21 protein-coding genes are annotated in these 16,033 nt (G+C 46.0%); 3 read left to right on the forward strand and 18 right to left on the reverse strand.

What is annotated here, in order from left to right:
- Positions 1 to 506 precede the first annotated feature (506 nt).
- The 8 genes from ADU24_RS13250 to spoIIIAA are packed head-to-tail and all read right to left on the reverse strand — an operon-like array spanning position 507 to position 5,644.
- A complete protein-coding gene (locus tag ADU24_RS13250) occupies positions 507 to 1,067 on the reverse strand; it encodes a SpoIIIAH-like family protein (protein ID WP_053367084.1) in 561 nt (186 codons plus the stop codon).
- Positions 1,068 to 1,082: 15 nt separating this feature from the next.
- Positions 1,083 to 1,733, reverse strand: a complete 651-nt coding sequence (gene spoIIIAG, locus ADU24_RS13255; protein WP_331457046.1) for a stage III sporulation protein AG — start codon at positions 1,731 to 1,733, stop codon at positions 1,083 to 1,085.
- Positions 1,734 to 1,738: 5 nt separating this feature from the next.
- Entirely contained in the window at positions 1,739 to 2,353 is a 615-nt protein-coding gene (gene spoIIIAF / locus ADU24_RS13260; RefSeq protein ID WP_053367085.1) for a stage III sporulation protein AF, read from the reverse strand.
- Positions 2,354 to 2,367: 14 nt separating this feature from the next.
- Positions 2,368 to 3,555: a stage III sporulation protein AE gene (spoIIIAE, locus tag ADU24_RS13265; RefSeq protein ID WP_053367086.1), complete on the reverse strand. Its 1,188-nt coding sequence runs from the start codon at positions 3,553 to 3,555 to the stop codon at positions 2,368 to 2,370.
- A gap of 30 nt (positions 3,556 to 3,585) precedes the next feature.
- Complete coding sequence (spoIIIAD, locus tag ADU24_RS13270) at positions 3,586 to 3,975, reverse strand: stage III sporulation protein AD (protein WP_269432248.1); 390 nt, start codon at positions 3,973 to 3,975, stop codon at positions 3,586 to 3,588.
- A gap of 17 nt (positions 3,976 to 3,992) precedes the next feature.
- Positions 3,993 to 4,196, reverse strand: coding sequence for a stage III sporulation protein AC (gene spoIIIAC, locus ADU24_RS13275; protein WP_053367087.1), 204 nt, complete (start codon positions 4,194 to 4,196; stop codon positions 3,993 to 3,995).
- Between the two features lie 11 nt (positions 4,197 to 4,207).
- Positions 4,208 to 4,723, reverse strand: coding sequence for a stage III sporulation protein SpoIIIAB (gene spoIIIAB / locus ADU24_RS13280; RefSeq protein WP_053367088.1), 516 nt, complete (start codon positions 4,721 to 4,723; stop codon positions 4,208 to 4,210).
- The gene (gene spoIIIAA / locus ADU24_RS13285; RefSeq protein WP_053367089.1) at positions 4,724 to 5,644 is read right to left on the reverse strand and encodes a stage III sporulation protein AA; all 921 of its coding nucleotides are present in this window, start codon (positions 5,642 to 5,644) and stop codon (positions 4,724 to 4,726) included. It lies immediately after the preceding gene.
- A gap of 182 nt (positions 5,645 to 5,826) precedes the next feature.
- On the opposite strand from spoIIIAA, the gene tnpA reads away from it, so the two are divergent.
- The 3 genes from tnpA to ADU24_RS13300 all read left to right on the forward strand — a co-directional run bounded on the left by tnpA (position 5,827) and on the right by ADU24_RS13300 (position 8,669).
- Entirely contained in the window at positions 5,827 to 6,231 is a 405-nt protein-coding gene (gene tnpA / locus ADU24_RS13290) for an IS200/IS605 family transposase (protein WP_053367090.1), read from the forward strand.
- 520 nt (positions 6,232 to 6,751) lie between these two features.
- Complete coding sequence (locus ADU24_RS23055) at positions 6,752 to 7,651, forward strand: zinc ribbon domain-containing protein (protein WP_156324579.1); 900 nt, start codon at positions 6,752 to 6,754, stop codon at positions 7,649 to 7,651.
- Positions 7,652 to 8,015: 364 nt separating this feature from the next.
- Entirely contained in the window at positions 8,016 to 8,669 is a 654-nt protein-coding gene (locus tag ADU24_RS13300; RefSeq protein WP_053367092.1) for an SIMPL domain-containing protein, read from the forward strand.
- A gap of 37 nt (positions 8,670 to 8,706) precedes the next feature.
- On the opposite strand, the gene ADU24_RS13305 is transcribed toward ADU24_RS13300, so the two are convergent.
- The 10 genes from ADU24_RS13305 to ADU24_RS13345 all read right to left on the reverse strand — a co-directional run bounded on the left by ADU24_RS13305 (position 8,707) and on the right by ADU24_RS13345 (position 16,024).
- Positions 8,707 to 9,285 carry a TlpA family protein disulfide reductase gene (locus tag ADU24_RS13305; RefSeq protein ID WP_231689613.1) on the reverse strand — a complete coding sequence of 193 codons (579 nt, stop codon included), beginning with the start codon at positions 9,283 to 9,285 and terminating at the stop codon, positions 8,707 to 8,709.
- Between the two features lie 89 nt (positions 9,286 to 9,374).
- Positions 9,375 to 9,500, reverse strand: a complete 126-nt coding sequence (locus tag ADU24_RS22615) for a CcmD family protein (RefSeq protein ID WP_082306909.1) — start codon at positions 9,498 to 9,500, stop codon at positions 9,375 to 9,377.
- A gap of 12 nt (positions 9,501 to 9,512) precedes the next feature.
- Complete coding sequence (locus ADU24_RS13310; protein WP_156324580.1) at positions 9,513 to 10,274, reverse strand: cytochrome c biogenesis protein; 762 nt, start codon at positions 10,272 to 10,274, stop codon at positions 9,513 to 9,515.
- Between the two features lie 3 nt (positions 10,275 to 10,277).
- On the reverse strand, positions 10,278 to 10,958 hold the full coding sequence (locus tag ADU24_RS13315) for a heme exporter protein CcmB (protein WP_053367093.1): 681 nt from the start codon (positions 10,956 to 10,958) through the stop codon (positions 10,278 to 10,280).
- Positions 10,955 to 11,659, reverse strand: a complete 705-nt coding sequence (locus ADU24_RS13320) for an ABC transporter ATP-binding protein (RefSeq protein WP_053367094.1) — start codon at positions 11,657 to 11,659, stop codon at positions 10,955 to 10,957. Before ADU24_RS13320 ends, ADU24_RS13315 begins: the two co-directional genes overlap by 4 nt.
- A 23-nt stretch (positions 11,660 to 11,682) precedes the next feature.
- Positions 11,683 to 12,672 (reverse strand): hypothetical protein, encoded by a 990-nt coding sequence (locus tag ADU24_RS13325; RefSeq protein ID WP_053367095.1) that lies wholly within the window; start codon positions 12,670 to 12,672, stop codon positions 11,683 to 11,685.
- On the reverse strand, positions 12,669 to 13,040 hold the full coding sequence (locus ADU24_RS13330) for a hypothetical protein (protein ID WP_053367096.1): 372 nt from the start codon (positions 13,038 to 13,040) through the stop codon (positions 12,669 to 12,671). Before ADU24_RS13330 ends, ADU24_RS13325 begins: the two co-directional genes overlap by 4 nt.
- Before the next feature lie 12 nt (positions 13,041 to 13,052).
- Positions 13,053 to 13,556: a cytochrome c-type biogenesis protein gene (locus tag ADU24_RS13335; protein ID WP_053367097.1), complete on the reverse strand. Its 504-nt coding sequence runs from the start codon at positions 13,554 to 13,556 to the stop codon at positions 13,053 to 13,055.
- Position 13,557: 1 nt separating this feature from the next.
- Positions 13,558 to 15,540, reverse strand: coding sequence for a heme lyase CcmF/NrfE family subunit (locus ADU24_RS13340; RefSeq protein WP_053367098.1), 1,983 nt, complete (start codon positions 15,538 to 15,540; stop codon positions 13,558 to 13,560).
- Between the two features lie 28 nt (positions 15,541 to 15,568).
- Positions 15,569 to 16,024 carry a cytochrome c maturation protein CcmE gene (locus ADU24_RS13345; RefSeq protein ID WP_053367099.1) on the reverse strand — a complete coding sequence of 152 codons (456 nt, stop codon included), beginning with the start codon at positions 16,022 to 16,024 and terminating at the stop codon, positions 15,569 to 15,571.
- Positions 16,025 to 16,033 lie beyond the last annotated feature (9 nt).

Genomic DNA, 16,033 nt, shown 5'->3' on the forward strand with positions numbered 1-16,033 from the left:
TAAAAATTCAATAATGAATCAAGGTTCAATGCCCATCACCTTATTTTAATCCTTTTCCCGTAAAAAATAAAATCGTGCCACTTCTCTTGGAGATTCCGATCTACTAGTCCATGATTTATCTCCGAAAGCTTTATTGGTTGAACCCAAAATTTTATATTCAAATGGAACCTTGCTGTTGATTTCCGCTCCTGGCACACGCTTTCCGCGGGGCGTCAGTGGAGCCTCCTCGGCGCTAGCGCCTGTGGGGTCTCCACCTTGCCGCTGCATCCCGCAGGAGTCGGTGCCCTCTGCTCCAATCAACTTACATTAAGCAAAACTTAATTCAGCTCTATATAGACAATGATTTATCTCCCAAAGTTAGTACCGGAAATTCCCCCCGATAATTATTCACAGGTAAAAACTCAGAAATTCCAGTATGAAAAAGAAAAAGCCGTGCGCATGCCGGCTTTTCTTCTACATCCTATTTTAACTTTTTCAGTCCGCTTTAGGTTAGCTTCTGCACATTGCTATTTCGCAGGCTTGAATTCGACGGATGGAATTGCCGTTGGACCGATTTCTTTCCGGACAAGCTGGATGATTTCGTTTGCAGCTTGTTCCGAAGCCGCGTTTTTCGACTTCACTGTCACCCGGACATTTCCACCGTCCGCCATGACAAGGGCATCCTCATAGCCCATAGTTGACTTCAGCAGCGTTTCCAGCAGTTCTTCCTGAACGCCGATATCTTTCAATTCATCGATTTTATTCAGGTACTCGCTCCGCTTACTTTCCGGCAGATTGGTTGTCCCGACAAGCGTTTCGAGGTCTTCCTTCAATTGATTGCGCTGATCGGTCAGCTTCAGGCGCAATTCTTCAAAACCTTCACCCGCAGAAGCTTCCGTAATCACTGTTTTTCCATCCGTTACTTTGGAAGCCGCCTCTTTTTTCGCGGTCTTGGTCTCTTTTGCTTTTTCCCCAACAGCAGTGAGGTTATTATCACCCTGCGGCTCTGAAGTAATATAATAAACCGATAACACGATAACGAGGCTCAGCATCGTCAAAAGCCAAACGGTCTGTTTTTTCAAAAGCATCCTACTGTTTCCCCCTTAATTTTTTTTGGCCATCACTGCGACCCTGTGGCTTGGTACTCCGAGAGCCCTGGTGACCGCTTCAATGATTCGCTTTTTCACTTCTATGTTATCCGCACCCTTGGCAACAACAAGCACTCCCCGTATTTCCGGCTTTTTTGTTTCAATGACGATTGGCTCTTCTTTATCGCCATTGCGGATGAGGACAAGCTGTTCGTCGACTGAAGCATCCTCAACTTCCCTTGTACCGCCATCACGGTCACGCTCATTTGTCATTTGCCTTTTTGTAACGGTATTTTTTTCAAGTACCTTCGACTCGGTGGAATCCAGGTTGACCATCACGGTGGCCTCCCCCACTCCAAGCATATCTTCGAGGGCTTCCTTCAGTTGGTTTTCATATGCTTGTTCATAATCGGATAATGTTGATTTCCTGGCTTGTTTTTTTTGCCCGAAAGCGGCAACATCCCCGCTCCCTTGTCCTGTGGCGACTTGGAGGGCCGCTTCATCCTCCTTGCCACCTGGCAAAAACAAGTTGCCAATCAGCATGAAGGCCGCGCCGAGGCAGAGGACCAGGGCCATATACTGGTACTTCGTTTTCTTTCCTTGCGGCTGTCCGTCAAACAGCCTGCTTTTCAGCCAGTCAATCGGGCTGTTTTTGTTTTTCACCACCCTCGTCACCCCCCTTCAATGGCTACCTCTATCGCATTTTCAGGGATACTCCATTTCTCCGCTAAAAATGAGGCTACCGATTCCCGCAATTCATCATCCCCATTATCCCTGGCCGGGGAAGATGCGTTGATGACGACGGCCTCCACCACCTTGACATTGCCACTTTCCTCTTCAGGCTTGGAAAGCCTTACCGCCACCTGTTCAATGGACCCCGCCAGGCCCTGCCCGTCCTTATTTCCGGCATCAATCTCCAAACCGGCAATCTGGAGGCCAAAGCGTTCCATCAACTCCTCCTCGGCGTCCTTTTTTAACCGGACAGCCATTTGTTCTAAAATATATGCTTGTTGGGACGCTTGTATTTCTTTTTTCTTCACTTCTATTAAATTTTTACTATTTTCCATTCCGGCCGTGGCCTGCAGAGCCGGCAGCGAGAGCATCGCATCCTCGAAATCTCCTGAAACAACCTTCAGTACCGGTCCGAGAAGGATCGCTATCAAAAGGAGGCCGGTCACCATTTTTGTGTATCTTTGCATGGACGAATTTGGCAATAGCATATCAATGACTGTCGCCAGCAGGATGAAAACGATGATGTTCGTAACCCACTCTATTAAAAATCCCACGCCGGTTCCTCCTTTCACCTCATCATCATCGTTATATTTCCGGCCGCGACTATTACAGTGATGCAAAGGAAGAACATGAGGGATACAATCCCAAGGGAAGCGAATACATAGATGATGCTTTTGCCGACCGTATCGAGGCAGGAAATGATCGGGCCTCCGCCGAGAGGCTGCAAGATTGCGGCGGCAAATTTATAAATAAACGCGATCATCAGGATTTTTATCGCGGKAAATGCCACGATAATGAGCAGAATCGCTACCCCGGCGAGGCCGACTGTGTTTTTTAAAAGAACGGAAGCTCCTATGACTGTGTCCGCCGCGTCGGTAAATGCCCTTCCAATGACAGGCACAAAGTTCCCGGTCACAAATTTGGCGGTCCTGATTGCAATCCCGTCCGATACCGCGGTTGAAGCGCCCTGGACTGACAGCACGCCAAGAAAGACAGTGAGGAAAATGCCTAGAAGCCCGATGCTCCAGTTCCTTAGTAAACTTGCAAGCTGGCTGACTTTGTACTGTTCGCTCATGGCGCTAACAATACTGAGCAATGTTGAGAGAAACAGGAGCGGCAGGACGATATGTTCAATGAGCACCCCGCTCGTATTCATCAGAAAAAGGACGACCGGATGGAAGAACGCCGCCGAGACAACGCCCCCGGATGACGCTATTAGGCCCAGCAAAAGAGGAATGAGCGCAAGGATAAACGAAGTCATCGTCCTGATTGTTTCATTAGCAAATTCAATGACAATATGGAAGCTATTCAACGCGAGAATCACGAGTACCATAAAAACAATCGAATATGCTACCTTGCTGATGGTGCTTTTTTCAAAAGAGTTTTGCAGGGATTGCAAAAACATACTGAAAACGGTCAACAAAATAAGCGACCCGAGGAGTTTTCCATTTGCGATGAATTCATGGAACGCAAATTTCAAAAATCCCTTTCCCCACTCGCTTGGTGAAAACTGTTTGTCCCCTTTTAAAAAATCATAAAGGCTCCCTTTCTGGCTTTCAGGCAGGAAACCTCCATATTTTTGTGATAGCCCATCCCAAAAACCCATCAATTCCGAGATATCCATTGATTTGAGCTGGGCATCCACAAGTTCATCGGGAAGCGTCGACTGTGTATTCGGGGACGCATGCGCTTCAGGCAAAAAGACGAAAAAAATAATTAGGATCGCTACTGCGGCCTGGCAAGTAATGTGCTTCATGTTTCCACCTCTGCAATACAGGGTATTCGGCTAATTTGGTATGAGCTTAATGATAGTTTCAATCAGGACCGTCAAGATGGGGATAGCCATCGCGAGGATGATGATTTTGCCTCCAAGCTCAATTTTCGAGGCAATCGCCCCCTGGCCTGCATCCTTTGTAACCTGTGCTGCAAATTCAGCGATATATGCAATACCGATGATCTTCAGAATCGTCTCGACATAAACAAGATTTACTTTTGCGTTCACGGCAATCCGTTCAATCATCGCGATAATTTCATAGATTTTATCGACAAGGAAAAGGAATATCATGCAACCGGCAAAAAGGATAAGAAGAAATGCGAAATTCGGTTTTTGCTCCTTGAGGATCATCGCCAGGAAAGTGGCTGTAAGCGAAATGCCCACGATTTTTAAGATTTCAATTGGAAAGCCCCTCCCCTCTATTGGAACAAAAAGACCGACTTGATTTTTTGAAACAGGCCGTCGACGATGACAGCTACCTGGAACAGGATATATATGAAACCGAACAATGTGACCCATTGGGCATATTCCTTTTTTCCTACCTGATCAAGGACTGTATGCAAAAAGGCAACAACAATGCCCACCCCGGCGATTTTAAAAATGATATCCACTTCCAATCCCATTCCAATCCCCCCTAAATCAATACAATGATGAGCAACAGTCCGGATAGAAAGCCGAGGCTTTTCAGCATTTTTTCATATTTCGACTGCCGGTCCCGAGCTTCCGATTCTTCCCTTTCCAAATGGGTAAGCGTGAGCTGGATTTGCTTTTGTTGGGAAAAGCGGTCATGCCTGCCAAGCGTTTCCCCGAATTGAAACATGATTTCAAGCTCCCCTTCCCCAAGGGCGGTCAGCTTCCAAACTTCCCGAAGGCTTGCTTCCCAGGCGTCCTTTACCGTTGTTTCCGTCCGTGTCAGCTTGGAGCCAAAAGACTCGAACAAAAAGGACAAAGGCTTTGGAAGCTGGACGGAAAGGCGCCTTGCTGCCTCATGTAAAGGGGTATGGCCATACATGATTTCGGCCTCAAGCGATTGGAGCGCCGTTTTAAGCTGGCGGAGCTGTTTTGGCCGCTCGCTTAGGTGGCGGGAAAATTCAAAGCCCGTCCAAGTAGTGGCTGCCAAAATAAAAAGGGCTCCCAACAGTTTCACCATTTACATCACCTTCACTTTTCCGGCGAGCGGCAACCCCGTGCCATCCAGTATTTCGTTGATTGTTCCCGGCCCTTCCCTGCGGCCAAGAATGATGTATCTTTCAAAAACGCGCGTGCCGATTATGCCATCAAGTGTCGGCCTGTTCCTTATTTCTTCCAGCGAGCCGCCGTGTACTGTCGTAATGATTTTAATTCCCGCGTGGACGGCTTCCTGGATGGCTTCCGAGTCTTCGCGCCGGCCGATTTCATCCGCAATGATGACTTCGGGGCTCATCGACCTGATCAGCATCATAATCCCTTCCGCTTTCGGACAAGCGTCAAGGACATCGATCCGGGTGCCGAATGTGAGCTGGGGTACTCCGTTGACGCATCCGGCAATTTCAGATCGTTCATCAACGATGCCAACCTTTCGTGGAGACACTCCCCCATTGCCGCTTGACACGAGCCTTGCGAAATCCCTTAATAAAGTGGTCTTTCCTGTTTGGGGAGGGCCGATAATCAGCGTATGCGCCCACCTTCCGTTCTTATATAAAAAGGGAACAAGCGGATTGGCAATCCCAATTTTTTCCCTTGCAATCCTGATATTGAACGAAGATACATCCCTGATAGCCCTCACTTTTCCGTCTTCGAGGATGACTTTTCCCGCCAACCCGACCCTGTGGCCGCCGGCAATTGTGATATAGCCCCTCATCAACTCTTCATCCATCGCATAAATTGAATGCTGGCTGATTTTTTGCAAAAGCAAATCTGCATCCCCCTGGTTCGTCTTATAGGGAAGGAACAAAGGAGCTCCCCTGACTGTCACTTCAATCGGCCTGTTGACCCTAATCCTGATTTCCTCGACCTTTTCTCTATCCGCAGAAGGGATGCCTTCGATAGCATTCGCGACTGCATGCGGCAAAAACGGCTTAATCATATCCACTGGCATACACCTCCCCAATGCTAGCACCATTGTTAAAATGTATGCTTGTACAGGCCCGATATGACAAAAACAAACAACCTTACCCCCTGCATTCATGCATGGGGTAAGGTTGTTGTTTATTTTTTCGAACAAATGTTCTCAAAATAATTGTATTCGTTTTATCCATTTGATATAATAGAAGTATGAAAAGTCTAATACAATATAAAAGTAATAATAACGTTGTATATTCATGTAAGTATCATGTGGTTTGGTGTCCTAAGTATCGACGGAAGGTGTTGGTSGATGGAGTAGATGAACGKCTTAAATCTATTCTAATGGAGGTTGCTGCCGAGACGAATTCGGAAGTAATCGAAATGGAGATTATGCCTGATCATGTTCATCTTYTCGTTGAATGCGACCCGCAGTTTGGCATTAATAAACTAATTAGAATGATGAAAGGAAGAAGTTCCCGCTACCTCCGCAGCGAATTCCCGTGGTTAAAAAGTAGAATYCCTTCCTTATGGACGAATAGCTACTTTGTTTCCACTGTAGGCGGTACTACGCTTGATGTCGTAAAGCAGTACATAGAAAATCAAAAAGGAGTGTAAGGCCATGGCTGCACCAAAAGATCGGACTCCCTCTTTTATTGCCACGATTCGGCTAAAAACGGATACGAAAGCAGGAAAACAGCTTTTGGTGCTGTCAGAATGTGCTCGACAGCTTTACAATGCCTGTCTCGGGGAAAGTTTGAAGAGACTGAAAGCGATCCAATCCAYTGAATTGTATAAAGAGACRATTCAATTATCCAAAACTCTCGAGAAAGAKATTGAAAAACGCCGGGCAAACTTTGCCTATCTTAATGAAACCTTTGGTTTTACTGATTATTCGATTCAGTCGTTCGGRACAAAAACGAAAAATGATTCAAAGTTTATTGCGGAACATTTAGGGACACACATCTGCCAAAAAATCTCTACAAGAGCCTTTAAAGCGGTACAAAGATTGGCCTTTAAGAAAGCGAAAAAGGTAAGGTTTAAACGAAAAGGAGAGTTTGTCTCTTTAGAGGGCAAAAACAACAAAACCTTTCTTWCCTATTCCAATGGTTATCTCTCCGTTGGGAAGACCCTATCGTTGAAATGCCTGATCGACCCCAAAGACCAATGGATGCAGCACGCTTTAAAGCAAAGGATAAAATATTGCCGGCTGATTAAAAAGGAAGTTAAGGGGAAAAATCGGTTTTATGTCCAACTAATCCTGGAAGGACATCCCTTTCGGAAATATCAATTAGGAAAAGAAAAAGTCGGGCTGGATATCGGTCCATCCACAATCGCGATTGTCGGGGAATCCAAAGCCGAGTTAAAGGARTTTTGTGAGGAAGTCGTTTATCTAGATAAAGAAAAAAGAAAACTACATCGCAAGTTAGACCGCCAACGCCGGGCAAATAACCCAAACAATTACCACAGCAAYGGCGTTGTGAAAAAAGGGAAAAAGAAATGGACCAACTCCCATCATTACATCAAGACCCGTTCAGCATACAGGGAACTGGAACGCAGGATAAAAGAAGTGAGAAAACAGCTCCATGGACGGGATACGAATCAAATCCTTCAACTAGCCTCCTCCATCCAAACAGAAAAACTCTCGTATAAAGCATTTCAGAAGATGTTCGGCAAAAGTATTGGCAGGAAAGCACCAAGTATGTTTTTGAACATGTTAAAGAGAAAAGTGAAATCGCAAGGGGGAATGTTCAGRGAATTCCCTACCTACTCCACAAAGTTATCCCAGTCCTRTCATTGYGGWGCAGTGAAGAAAAAACGACTAAAAGAGCGTTGGCATAGTTGTGAATGCGGCGTTGAAGCACAACGCGATTTATACAGTGCATTTCTAGCCAGGTTTGTCACAACAACCAATCGTCTGGGACTGGAACAGGCGAAAAARRAATGGGATCGATTTTCCATGGTCCTGGATGAGTGTATAGCAAAAATGAAAAAAATGAAGTCAGAAAAGAAGTTCAATCCTACATTTGGATTATAAACAACCTTTGAGAATRGGTTAACTCTCTCGGTGCAGACGTACCCCGAAACGGTCAATAAGTTGTGAGTGGCAAGGAAAATCCGAGCCCATGTAAATAGTCCTGTTTCGATTATTTGCATTAGAACGATTTCGGCTGTCGAAGCCTTTTAGACCAAATTGAAGTTCTTCTTCTGGGTTTTTTTTCAGGATAAGGAAGAGATGAGGTTGATTAAAGGTGGAACCCCCTCCATTTATGGATGGGTGAGCGTCAGTTGTTTCGCTGATTTCAGCTACAATGGAAATAAACGGAACGGTCATTTTTCACAAAAAAGTCCGTAAGCTTCTAATGGAGGAAAGAGGACATTTTCAAAAGGGGGATATTAGGATGCCAATTGATACGGAAGGGCCATCCATCGGAAAAACAATCAGGGTTAAGGGGGAGGGAACGGCAACAACGAGGCCCGATCTCGCGACAGCTGTTATCGGCGTTTCGACGGAACAAACAGATCTGGTGGCCGGCCAGCAGCAAAATGCCCGGGAATCCACATGGGTTGTGAACGCCTTGCTTGCCCTCGGGATTCCAGCCGGGAATATACGGACCTTCGATTACAGGATCGAATCCCTGTATGATTTCAAAGAGGGAGTGCAAATTTTTCGCGGATATAAAGTCACCCATCTCCTTCAAGTAAAGATAACCGATTTGGATAAGGCTGGAACTGTTATCGATACTGCGGTAAGGAATGGGGCCAATTATGTTTCGGACATTCATTTTACAACAAGCAAACAGGATGCCTATTACAAGGAAGCCTTGGCGCTTGCAGTGCAAAACGCATACGAAAAGGCAAAAACAATCAGCGCTGCACTTGGCGTGAAACTGAATCCGGTACCCTTGAAGGTGATTGAAGGGAACGAATTCCCGCGGCCGGTTACCGAATTCCATACCCCGATGGTTAAAGGCATTTCGACCACCCAAATCCAGCCCGGGAAACTCACAATTGAAGCGGCAGTCATCTCGGAATACCTTTTTGATGGCGGATAAATAAAAAAAAGGATTAAGCCCCGGAGAGCTTAATCCTTTAATCATATTTGCTGACAAGATTATAGAGTTCCATTTTGGTGATCGGCCCCTGGATGTATTCGCGTATAATCCCTTTTTTATCAATCACGAATGATTCAGGCTGCTTCAGCACGCCATACATTTTTGAAACCTTTGAATTATAATCGAATAAATAAGTTGATGATCCGGCATCGTGCTTTTCAATGAACTTTTTCACACGGTCGCGGGTTTCGCCCCTGTCGATGATAAGCAATTCATATTGATCACCATATTCCCTAGAAAAGGCTTCGAGTTCCGGAGCTTCATCAACACAAGGAACGCACCAGGTCGCAAAATAATTAAGGACGACAACTTTTCCCTCATAGTCGGACAGGCTGGCCATTTCCCCATCAAGGTTTTCAAGTTCAAACTTTGGAGCGCGATCCCCTTGGCGCGGGATATCCGGTTTATTCGCCATTGTGTGCGAAAAATAGCCAAACATTCCGATTGCCAGCAAGAGAATGGCCAGCTTGATGATTCGATTCCTGGCCGGAGCCATCTTGGCCATTTCTCCAGGCTGAACCTCTTCCGTATTTACCTTGATTTCTTCCTGCATCATGGTATTTCCTCCAAATCCAAATTGCCTGATCCCTGCAGTCGCGGTGGAACCATTGGCGGTATCCGTCTCGTTCCATCACAGGCAGAAATCTATTTATCGTGCAGTTTCAAAAACTCAATTTCTTTCTGAAGGTTGCTTTGGCGCTTGCCCAAAACCACTAGGTACGAAAAAATCACAATCCAGGCTACCGAATAAGCCGCATACATGTATTCCATTTTAGTTTCCTCCTAATTTTCAATTGATTCCCTTAGTTTTTCCTTGTACTGTGAAACTTTTATTTTCATATTTTCAATGGTTACACCTTTATTCAGCAAAAACGCGTAGAAGAAGGTCAGGGCTGTGATGGTCGCTAGCAAGGCAACCAGCATGGTGTCGTCGATGCCGCCGCCCTTTTGGGATGGCCCTTCACCGAAAACAATTGGATGGAACTTCGAATTCCACCAGCGGATCGCGAACCAGACAATCGGAACATCCGCGAAACCAATAATTCCGAATACAGCAGCCAGGCGGGCCTTTTTCTCCCATACGCCGTCCATTTGATGGATCATGATATAAGCCATGTAGATGAACCAAAGTACGAGTGTCGTCGTCAGGCGCGGCTCCCATGCCCACCACGTATTCCAGGATGATTTCGCCCAGATTGGGCCTGTTGTCAGGACGATTGTCGTGAAAACGACACCGATTTCCGCTGAAACGAAGGCATACGTATCAAAAATGCGCTTTCTTTTAAACAAGTATAAAATGCTGAAAACAAACGTTACAAAAAATGCGAGGAACCCTGTCCAGGCGGACGCGACATGGATATAAAATATCTTTTGGACGGCCCCCATCGTTACTTCAATCTTTGCATACATAAATATAAGATAAATTGCAGTGAGTACGGATACAATGGTTCCACCGAACAGGATTTTTGGCATCACCGGTTTTCCTATCTCCGCCACGCCCGAATGGGTGAGCGGCGGATGCTGCTTTTCGAGATTTACGCTCATCTCCTATACCTCCAACACATAGTCTATTAACAAAAAGCAAAGGACGAAGAAAATCACATCATAAGCGCCGATTAATTGCATCCACGCAATCGCTGTCGGCAGCTTTTCAATATTGGTCAGGATAATCTTTGTCGACTGGACTGCGCCAATTAAGATCGGGCTTGTTATCGGAAATAACAGGAGCGGCAAGAGCATTTCGCTGCTCTTTGAATTCGCGGCCAACGCCGCAAGAAATGTTCCGATGGCGATAAAGCCAAAACTTCCGATAAATAGGACAAGAATGAAATACGCAAAGCTTCCCATGTATTTAAAATCAAAGAGAAGGAATAAAAACGGCAATGAAACAACTTCAACAATGAGCATCATTGCGAAATTTGCGAGCATCTTCCCAAGATAAATGCCCGATGCCTCAATCGGAGCGATGAGAAGCCCCTGCATCGTATCGTTTCTTTGTTCAGAGATAAACGATCTATTGAGCCCAAGTATTCCGGAGAAAACGATGATAACCCAAATGACTCCGGGAACGACCGCTTTTGTAAAATTGTTTTGCGGGTCAAAGGCTATGCTGAAAATCAGGATGACAAGGCCCGCAAAAATGAGCATGGTTGCCAACACTTGTTTTGTTTTCAGTTCTGATTTCAGTTCTTTTGCTGCGATTAAGAGGGCAGGCCTGAAAATGTTCATGAGACTCCCTCCACCTGGTACAAATATTTCTCATTCAAAGTACTGAGTTTTCGATCTAGCAGCTTAAAATCTTCGGCTATTTTTCCGTTTTTGACAATGATAATCCTGTCGCATAGTTCCGCCGCCTGCTTGAAGTCGTGGGTGACCATTAAGGTGGTGGCACCCTTTTCCCTCATCTCAACGATTACATTGTTCAAAATGCCAATTGCGCCCTGGTCGAGCCCGGTGTGCGGCTCATCAAGCAACAGGATGTCGGGTTCATGGATAATCGCGCGCGCAATCGCAATCCTTTGAATCATCCCCCGTGAAAAATTCTTTACGGGATCGTTCAGGAAGAATGACAATCCTACTTCCTTGACGAGCTGGACAGCGCGTTCTTCCGCATTTTTCACCCCGTAGATTTTTCCGAAAAAAACAAGGTTTTCAAGGGGAGAATAGTGTTCATAGAGCAGGCTGGAGTGGGGGAGATACCCAAACAGCTTCTTGATTTCCCCCTCGTTCTTTTTCAGGTCGAACCCGCCGATTGCCACTTCCCCGGATGACGGTTTAATAAGGGTGGCCAGCACTTTTAGAAGAGTGCTTTTTCCAGCACCATTCGGACCAAGTATGCCGACTGTTTCCCCTTTACGAATGGAGAGGTCGATCCCCTTTAGGATCATCTTATTATCCGCCTGTTTTGTTAGCTTTTTTATTTCTATCATACAGAGACCCTCCCGCTCCGCCGTTACTCTACGAATCTTCTAAGTCCCAGCTTCACTTTTACAAGATGCTGCTTGTAGGCATCAATTTTGGCGTTGTATTCCTCTTCGGTGAGCAGCCCGTTTCCGAAGGTCTCCTCAAGTTCAAGGATTTTATCCATTATCGTATTTTGCTTGGCCATGAGAAGTTTAAAAGCTTTTTCATCCGTATCATTTTCCAGTTTCTCGGCCTTGGCCCTGTTCTTAATGCTGAAGTAGGAAAAGTAGGAGATTCCAGCGATAACGATGGCTCCGAGCACAATCATTAAAACATGGGGATTAAAGCTTTTTAATGGTGATTGGTACCACATTCGCAAATGGCCAGGATTATGGAAGGCGGGCGCATGTTTTGTCACGACGCTTCCATTTTCCGAAGCCGCCCCCGCCTGCTTTGCTTCCCCGGCTTTCGGCTGGATGTCCTTGTTGTAAACCATGGTAAGCGGCTCGTGGGCGGGAATCGCTTCCACGCTGTATCCGACATATTTCTGGTCCTCAAAATTGAATACTCCCTGATTCGTCGCTTCCACACCCTTGAATTCAATGCTGCCCATTCCCTCGGGTACTAGCACTTGCATCAATTGAACCGGGTAATCAAAGGAGAGGTTGATTTCTTTTCCCGCTGGCATCCGGTAGCTGTATGGAAGGACAATCGTCTGGCTCCCCGGGATTGGGTCGGTTGTAATAAACCCTTTTCCAGTTTGCTTCATGGCTATTTTTCCATCAAGAAAATTCAGGCCCATGCTTCCTTCAGGCAATGTCACCGTCAGTACAGCTTCACTTTTGCCGTCACCCTTATATTCAGAAGAATCCAAATTGGTGTAATTGACCATGTTCATCATATTCGCGGAGCCATCTTCCGCTGGGCTTACGACGATATAATGCATATCGACCGTGATTTTCGGTTCGGCATCGGCCCACGCTCGGGCAGGCGCCAGAATCAGGAGGCCGAGGAGGAGAACCGTGATTTTCTTAATCACTTTCCTCCCCCCTTTTGCCTTTTCTGCTGGATGGAAGCCTCAATTTCCCGCTCGACTTCAGCCATTAAATCCTTGTCGATTGCCTTCTCATCGGAAGCATCTTCATCCCGCATCAGCTTCGCTACCTGGCTCTCATACTGTTTTTTTAGTTGGCGATAATCGCTTTCAGATAGTTTTTCCATTTTATATTCAAACTCTATTTCATTCAGTGTTGTAAGCAATGCTTCCCTTGTCGACCCATTGGTTTTGCTTTTCCTCGTATGGTCCAGGAATGTTTCTTCCTTAAAAAACGGCATTACCACAAGGTAGAGGCAGCCGAGCGCAAATACTGCGGTCAGCAGCATTGAAATGATTGAAATATCTTCCATCCTGTTCACATCCTAAAGATACTTTTTTCGTTCCTCGTCAATGATCGAAGAAAGAATTTCACTTTCCACTTCGTCCTGCCCGGTCGCTTCTTCAACCAGCCCCGAGGCTGGCCCTTTCTTTTTGACCCACTTCCGGATAACAAAGAACAGTGCAGTCCCCGCTCCTCCAAGCGCAACAAACGGAAGGACCCATGCTGTCAGGCTAAACCCTTCTTTTTCAGGGGCCGTGAGGATTTCCTCACCATAAATACCAACATAATATGCACGGATTTCATCTTTATCCATGCCCTTGTTCATCATGTCAACAAGGTCTTTCTTAAATTCAACTGTCAGGTTGCACGTGTTCGGGTCACATTCATAATGGTCCTGGCCGCAGCCGCACGTACAGGAAAACTGGGAGGCGACCGCCTTGAATTCTTTCGATTTGTAATCAAATTCCTTCGCGAATGCAGGGAACCCTGCCGCCTGAACCAAAATCAGGACGAGCAGGATTACCGGATWTACTTTCCCCGCCATGTTAGGCCACCTCCCTGGAAGCGCCGGTGTACCTTGGCGTTACGCCTTGGAACCTGCCATTCCAGACTGCGAATATCGAGCCAATTACGATAAGGAATGAACCGAACCACATCCAGGCCATCATTGGGATGACTTTTACAATAAAGGTTGCCCTTCCGTCATCCTCCCACGCACTGAGAATGATATAAAGGTCTTCTCTGGCACTGGATATCAAGGCTACTTCCGAAGAAGGCTGATCCCAATTTCCATAGAATACTTTCTCTACTTCATAGTTTCCAAGGCGTTTCCCGTTTTTGAAAACCGTCAGATCGGCATACACAATATCATTGATGCCTTCCGACTTTTGGTCAAGCTTGTCATAATTAATCCGGTAGTCGTCTATCTCCATCGACCCGCCAATTGGAATTGTTTTCATCGTTTCATGGTCATAGTTTTGCGACCCGATTATTCCAAGGGCTATGAAAGCAATACCCAAATGGACGATGTAACCGCCATAGCGGCGCCGGTTTTTAGTCATTAGCCTGTAAAGGGCTACAGGCACGTTCTCGCTGGTCATTTTCCTCCTTGCCTTTACGCCTCTGTAGAATTCGAGGTAGTGTGTAATTAGGAGAAGAATGATAACGCCATTACCGATGACAGCCCATGCCTTTTGGATTCCGAGCACAACCATCAATACCATTGCGGCAACCGCCAGAATGGCTGGAATCAGGAAGTTTTTCTTCAAGTTTTTCAAAGACGATCTCTGCCAGGCAAGGAGCGGGCAGACAGCCATGACAAACATCATGGACAACAGAATTGGTGCCTGAACCGCATTGAAAAACGGGATACCGACCGTTACTTTCGTTCCCCGGACGGCCTCTGATACGAGTGGGAATATCGTTCCCCAGAATACGGCGAATGCCGATCCGACAAGCAGCAGGTTATTGATTAAGAAAGAACTTTCCTTTGAAACGAATGAATTGAATTCGCCTGCACTCCGCTTTATCAGGTTGTAACGGCTCATCAGGACATACATCGCGCCTATGACGGCCACTCCCATGAAAATCAGGAAATATAAGCCCAGATTTGAATTCGCAAATGCATGGACCGATGTAAGGACGCCGCTTCGTACAAGGAAGGTTCCAAAGAGAGTAAGAGCATAAGAGATTATGATTAAGCTAATATTCCATACCTTCAGCATGTTCTTGCGTTCCTGGATCATGACGGAATGCAGGAATGCGGTGGCAGTCAGCCATGGCATGAAGGATGCGTTTTCAACTGGATCCCATGCCCAGTAACCGCCCCATCCCAACTCCACATAAGCCCATTGGCCTCCGAAAATATTGCCAAGGCTCAAAAATAGCCATGCGATAATGGTCCATCTTCTCGTCATCTTAATCCAAAAATCATCCATGTTTTTCAGGATTAACGCCGCCATCGCGAATGCGAATGGTACCGCCAGGCCAACATATCCCAAATAAAGCGTAACTGGATGGATGATCATCCCCGGGTTTTGCAGCATCGGGTTAAGGCCCTTTCCTTCAATCGGCACATTAGGTAAGAGTGCAAAAGGTTTTGCGACAAAACCGAGAATCAGGAAGAAGAATACAGCGTTCCCAACCAGGATTGACAGGATATAGGGAATCATCGGGTTCCCTTTCATTTTCCGAGAGAAAACAACCATCACGATGTAAAGGGTCAGGAAGAAAGTCCATAATAGGAGCGATCCGGAATTTCCAGCCCATAGTGCAGTAAGCTTATAAATAATAGGAAGCTCGCTGCTCGTATAATCATTGACATATTCATATTGGAATTGCGATGTAGCAAGCAAATAGAGCAATGAAGCCATTGCCAGGGCGGTGCTGATGAACAATCCAATGACTGCCCCTTTTCCACTATTGATCAGCTTTTGATTTTTAACGGCAATGCCGTAAGTTGTCACAAGCAAAGCATACACAGCCAGTGCAAGGCCAACATAGATTGTAGCGTTCGCAAATAAATACATTTGTCTCCACCTTCTTTAGTTTTGGCCTCTATTCTTCGCTGGAAGGCATTTTATTTAACTTATCCTTGTGCTTTTCAGGGTCGTAGTTCTTCATGTCTTCGCCTTCATACTTGGACGGGCATCTCGTTTTAACCGTTTCGGCTGTGAATGTATCATTGCCTGTCGGCGCCCCCTGGAGAATTGTAATGACGCCTTCCGAAAAATTGTCTGGCCTAACGCCATTGTGGATTACGTGCATGACATTACCTTCGTTATCTTTTACATCAAATTTTAGTTCGATTTTATCTGCATCCCACTTGATGGATTCTTCAATGAGCAATCCTTCCACTGTGACAAAATCATCCTTATGCTTATCCTGGCTGGCAAGCAAGTCTTTCAAAGTCAGTTCTACCCCGCTCGAACCCGGAGTCGCGGCCATCAAGAGAAAGACGATTGCCCCTGCAATGATAAATCCGCCAAGCATGACAATTGTATTTTTTTTCATAACCTTCTC

The organism is Bacillus sp. FJAT-27245, assembly GCF_001273955.1.
Lineage (GTDB): Bacteria > Bacillota > Bacilli > Bacillales > Cytobacillaceae > Bacillus_D.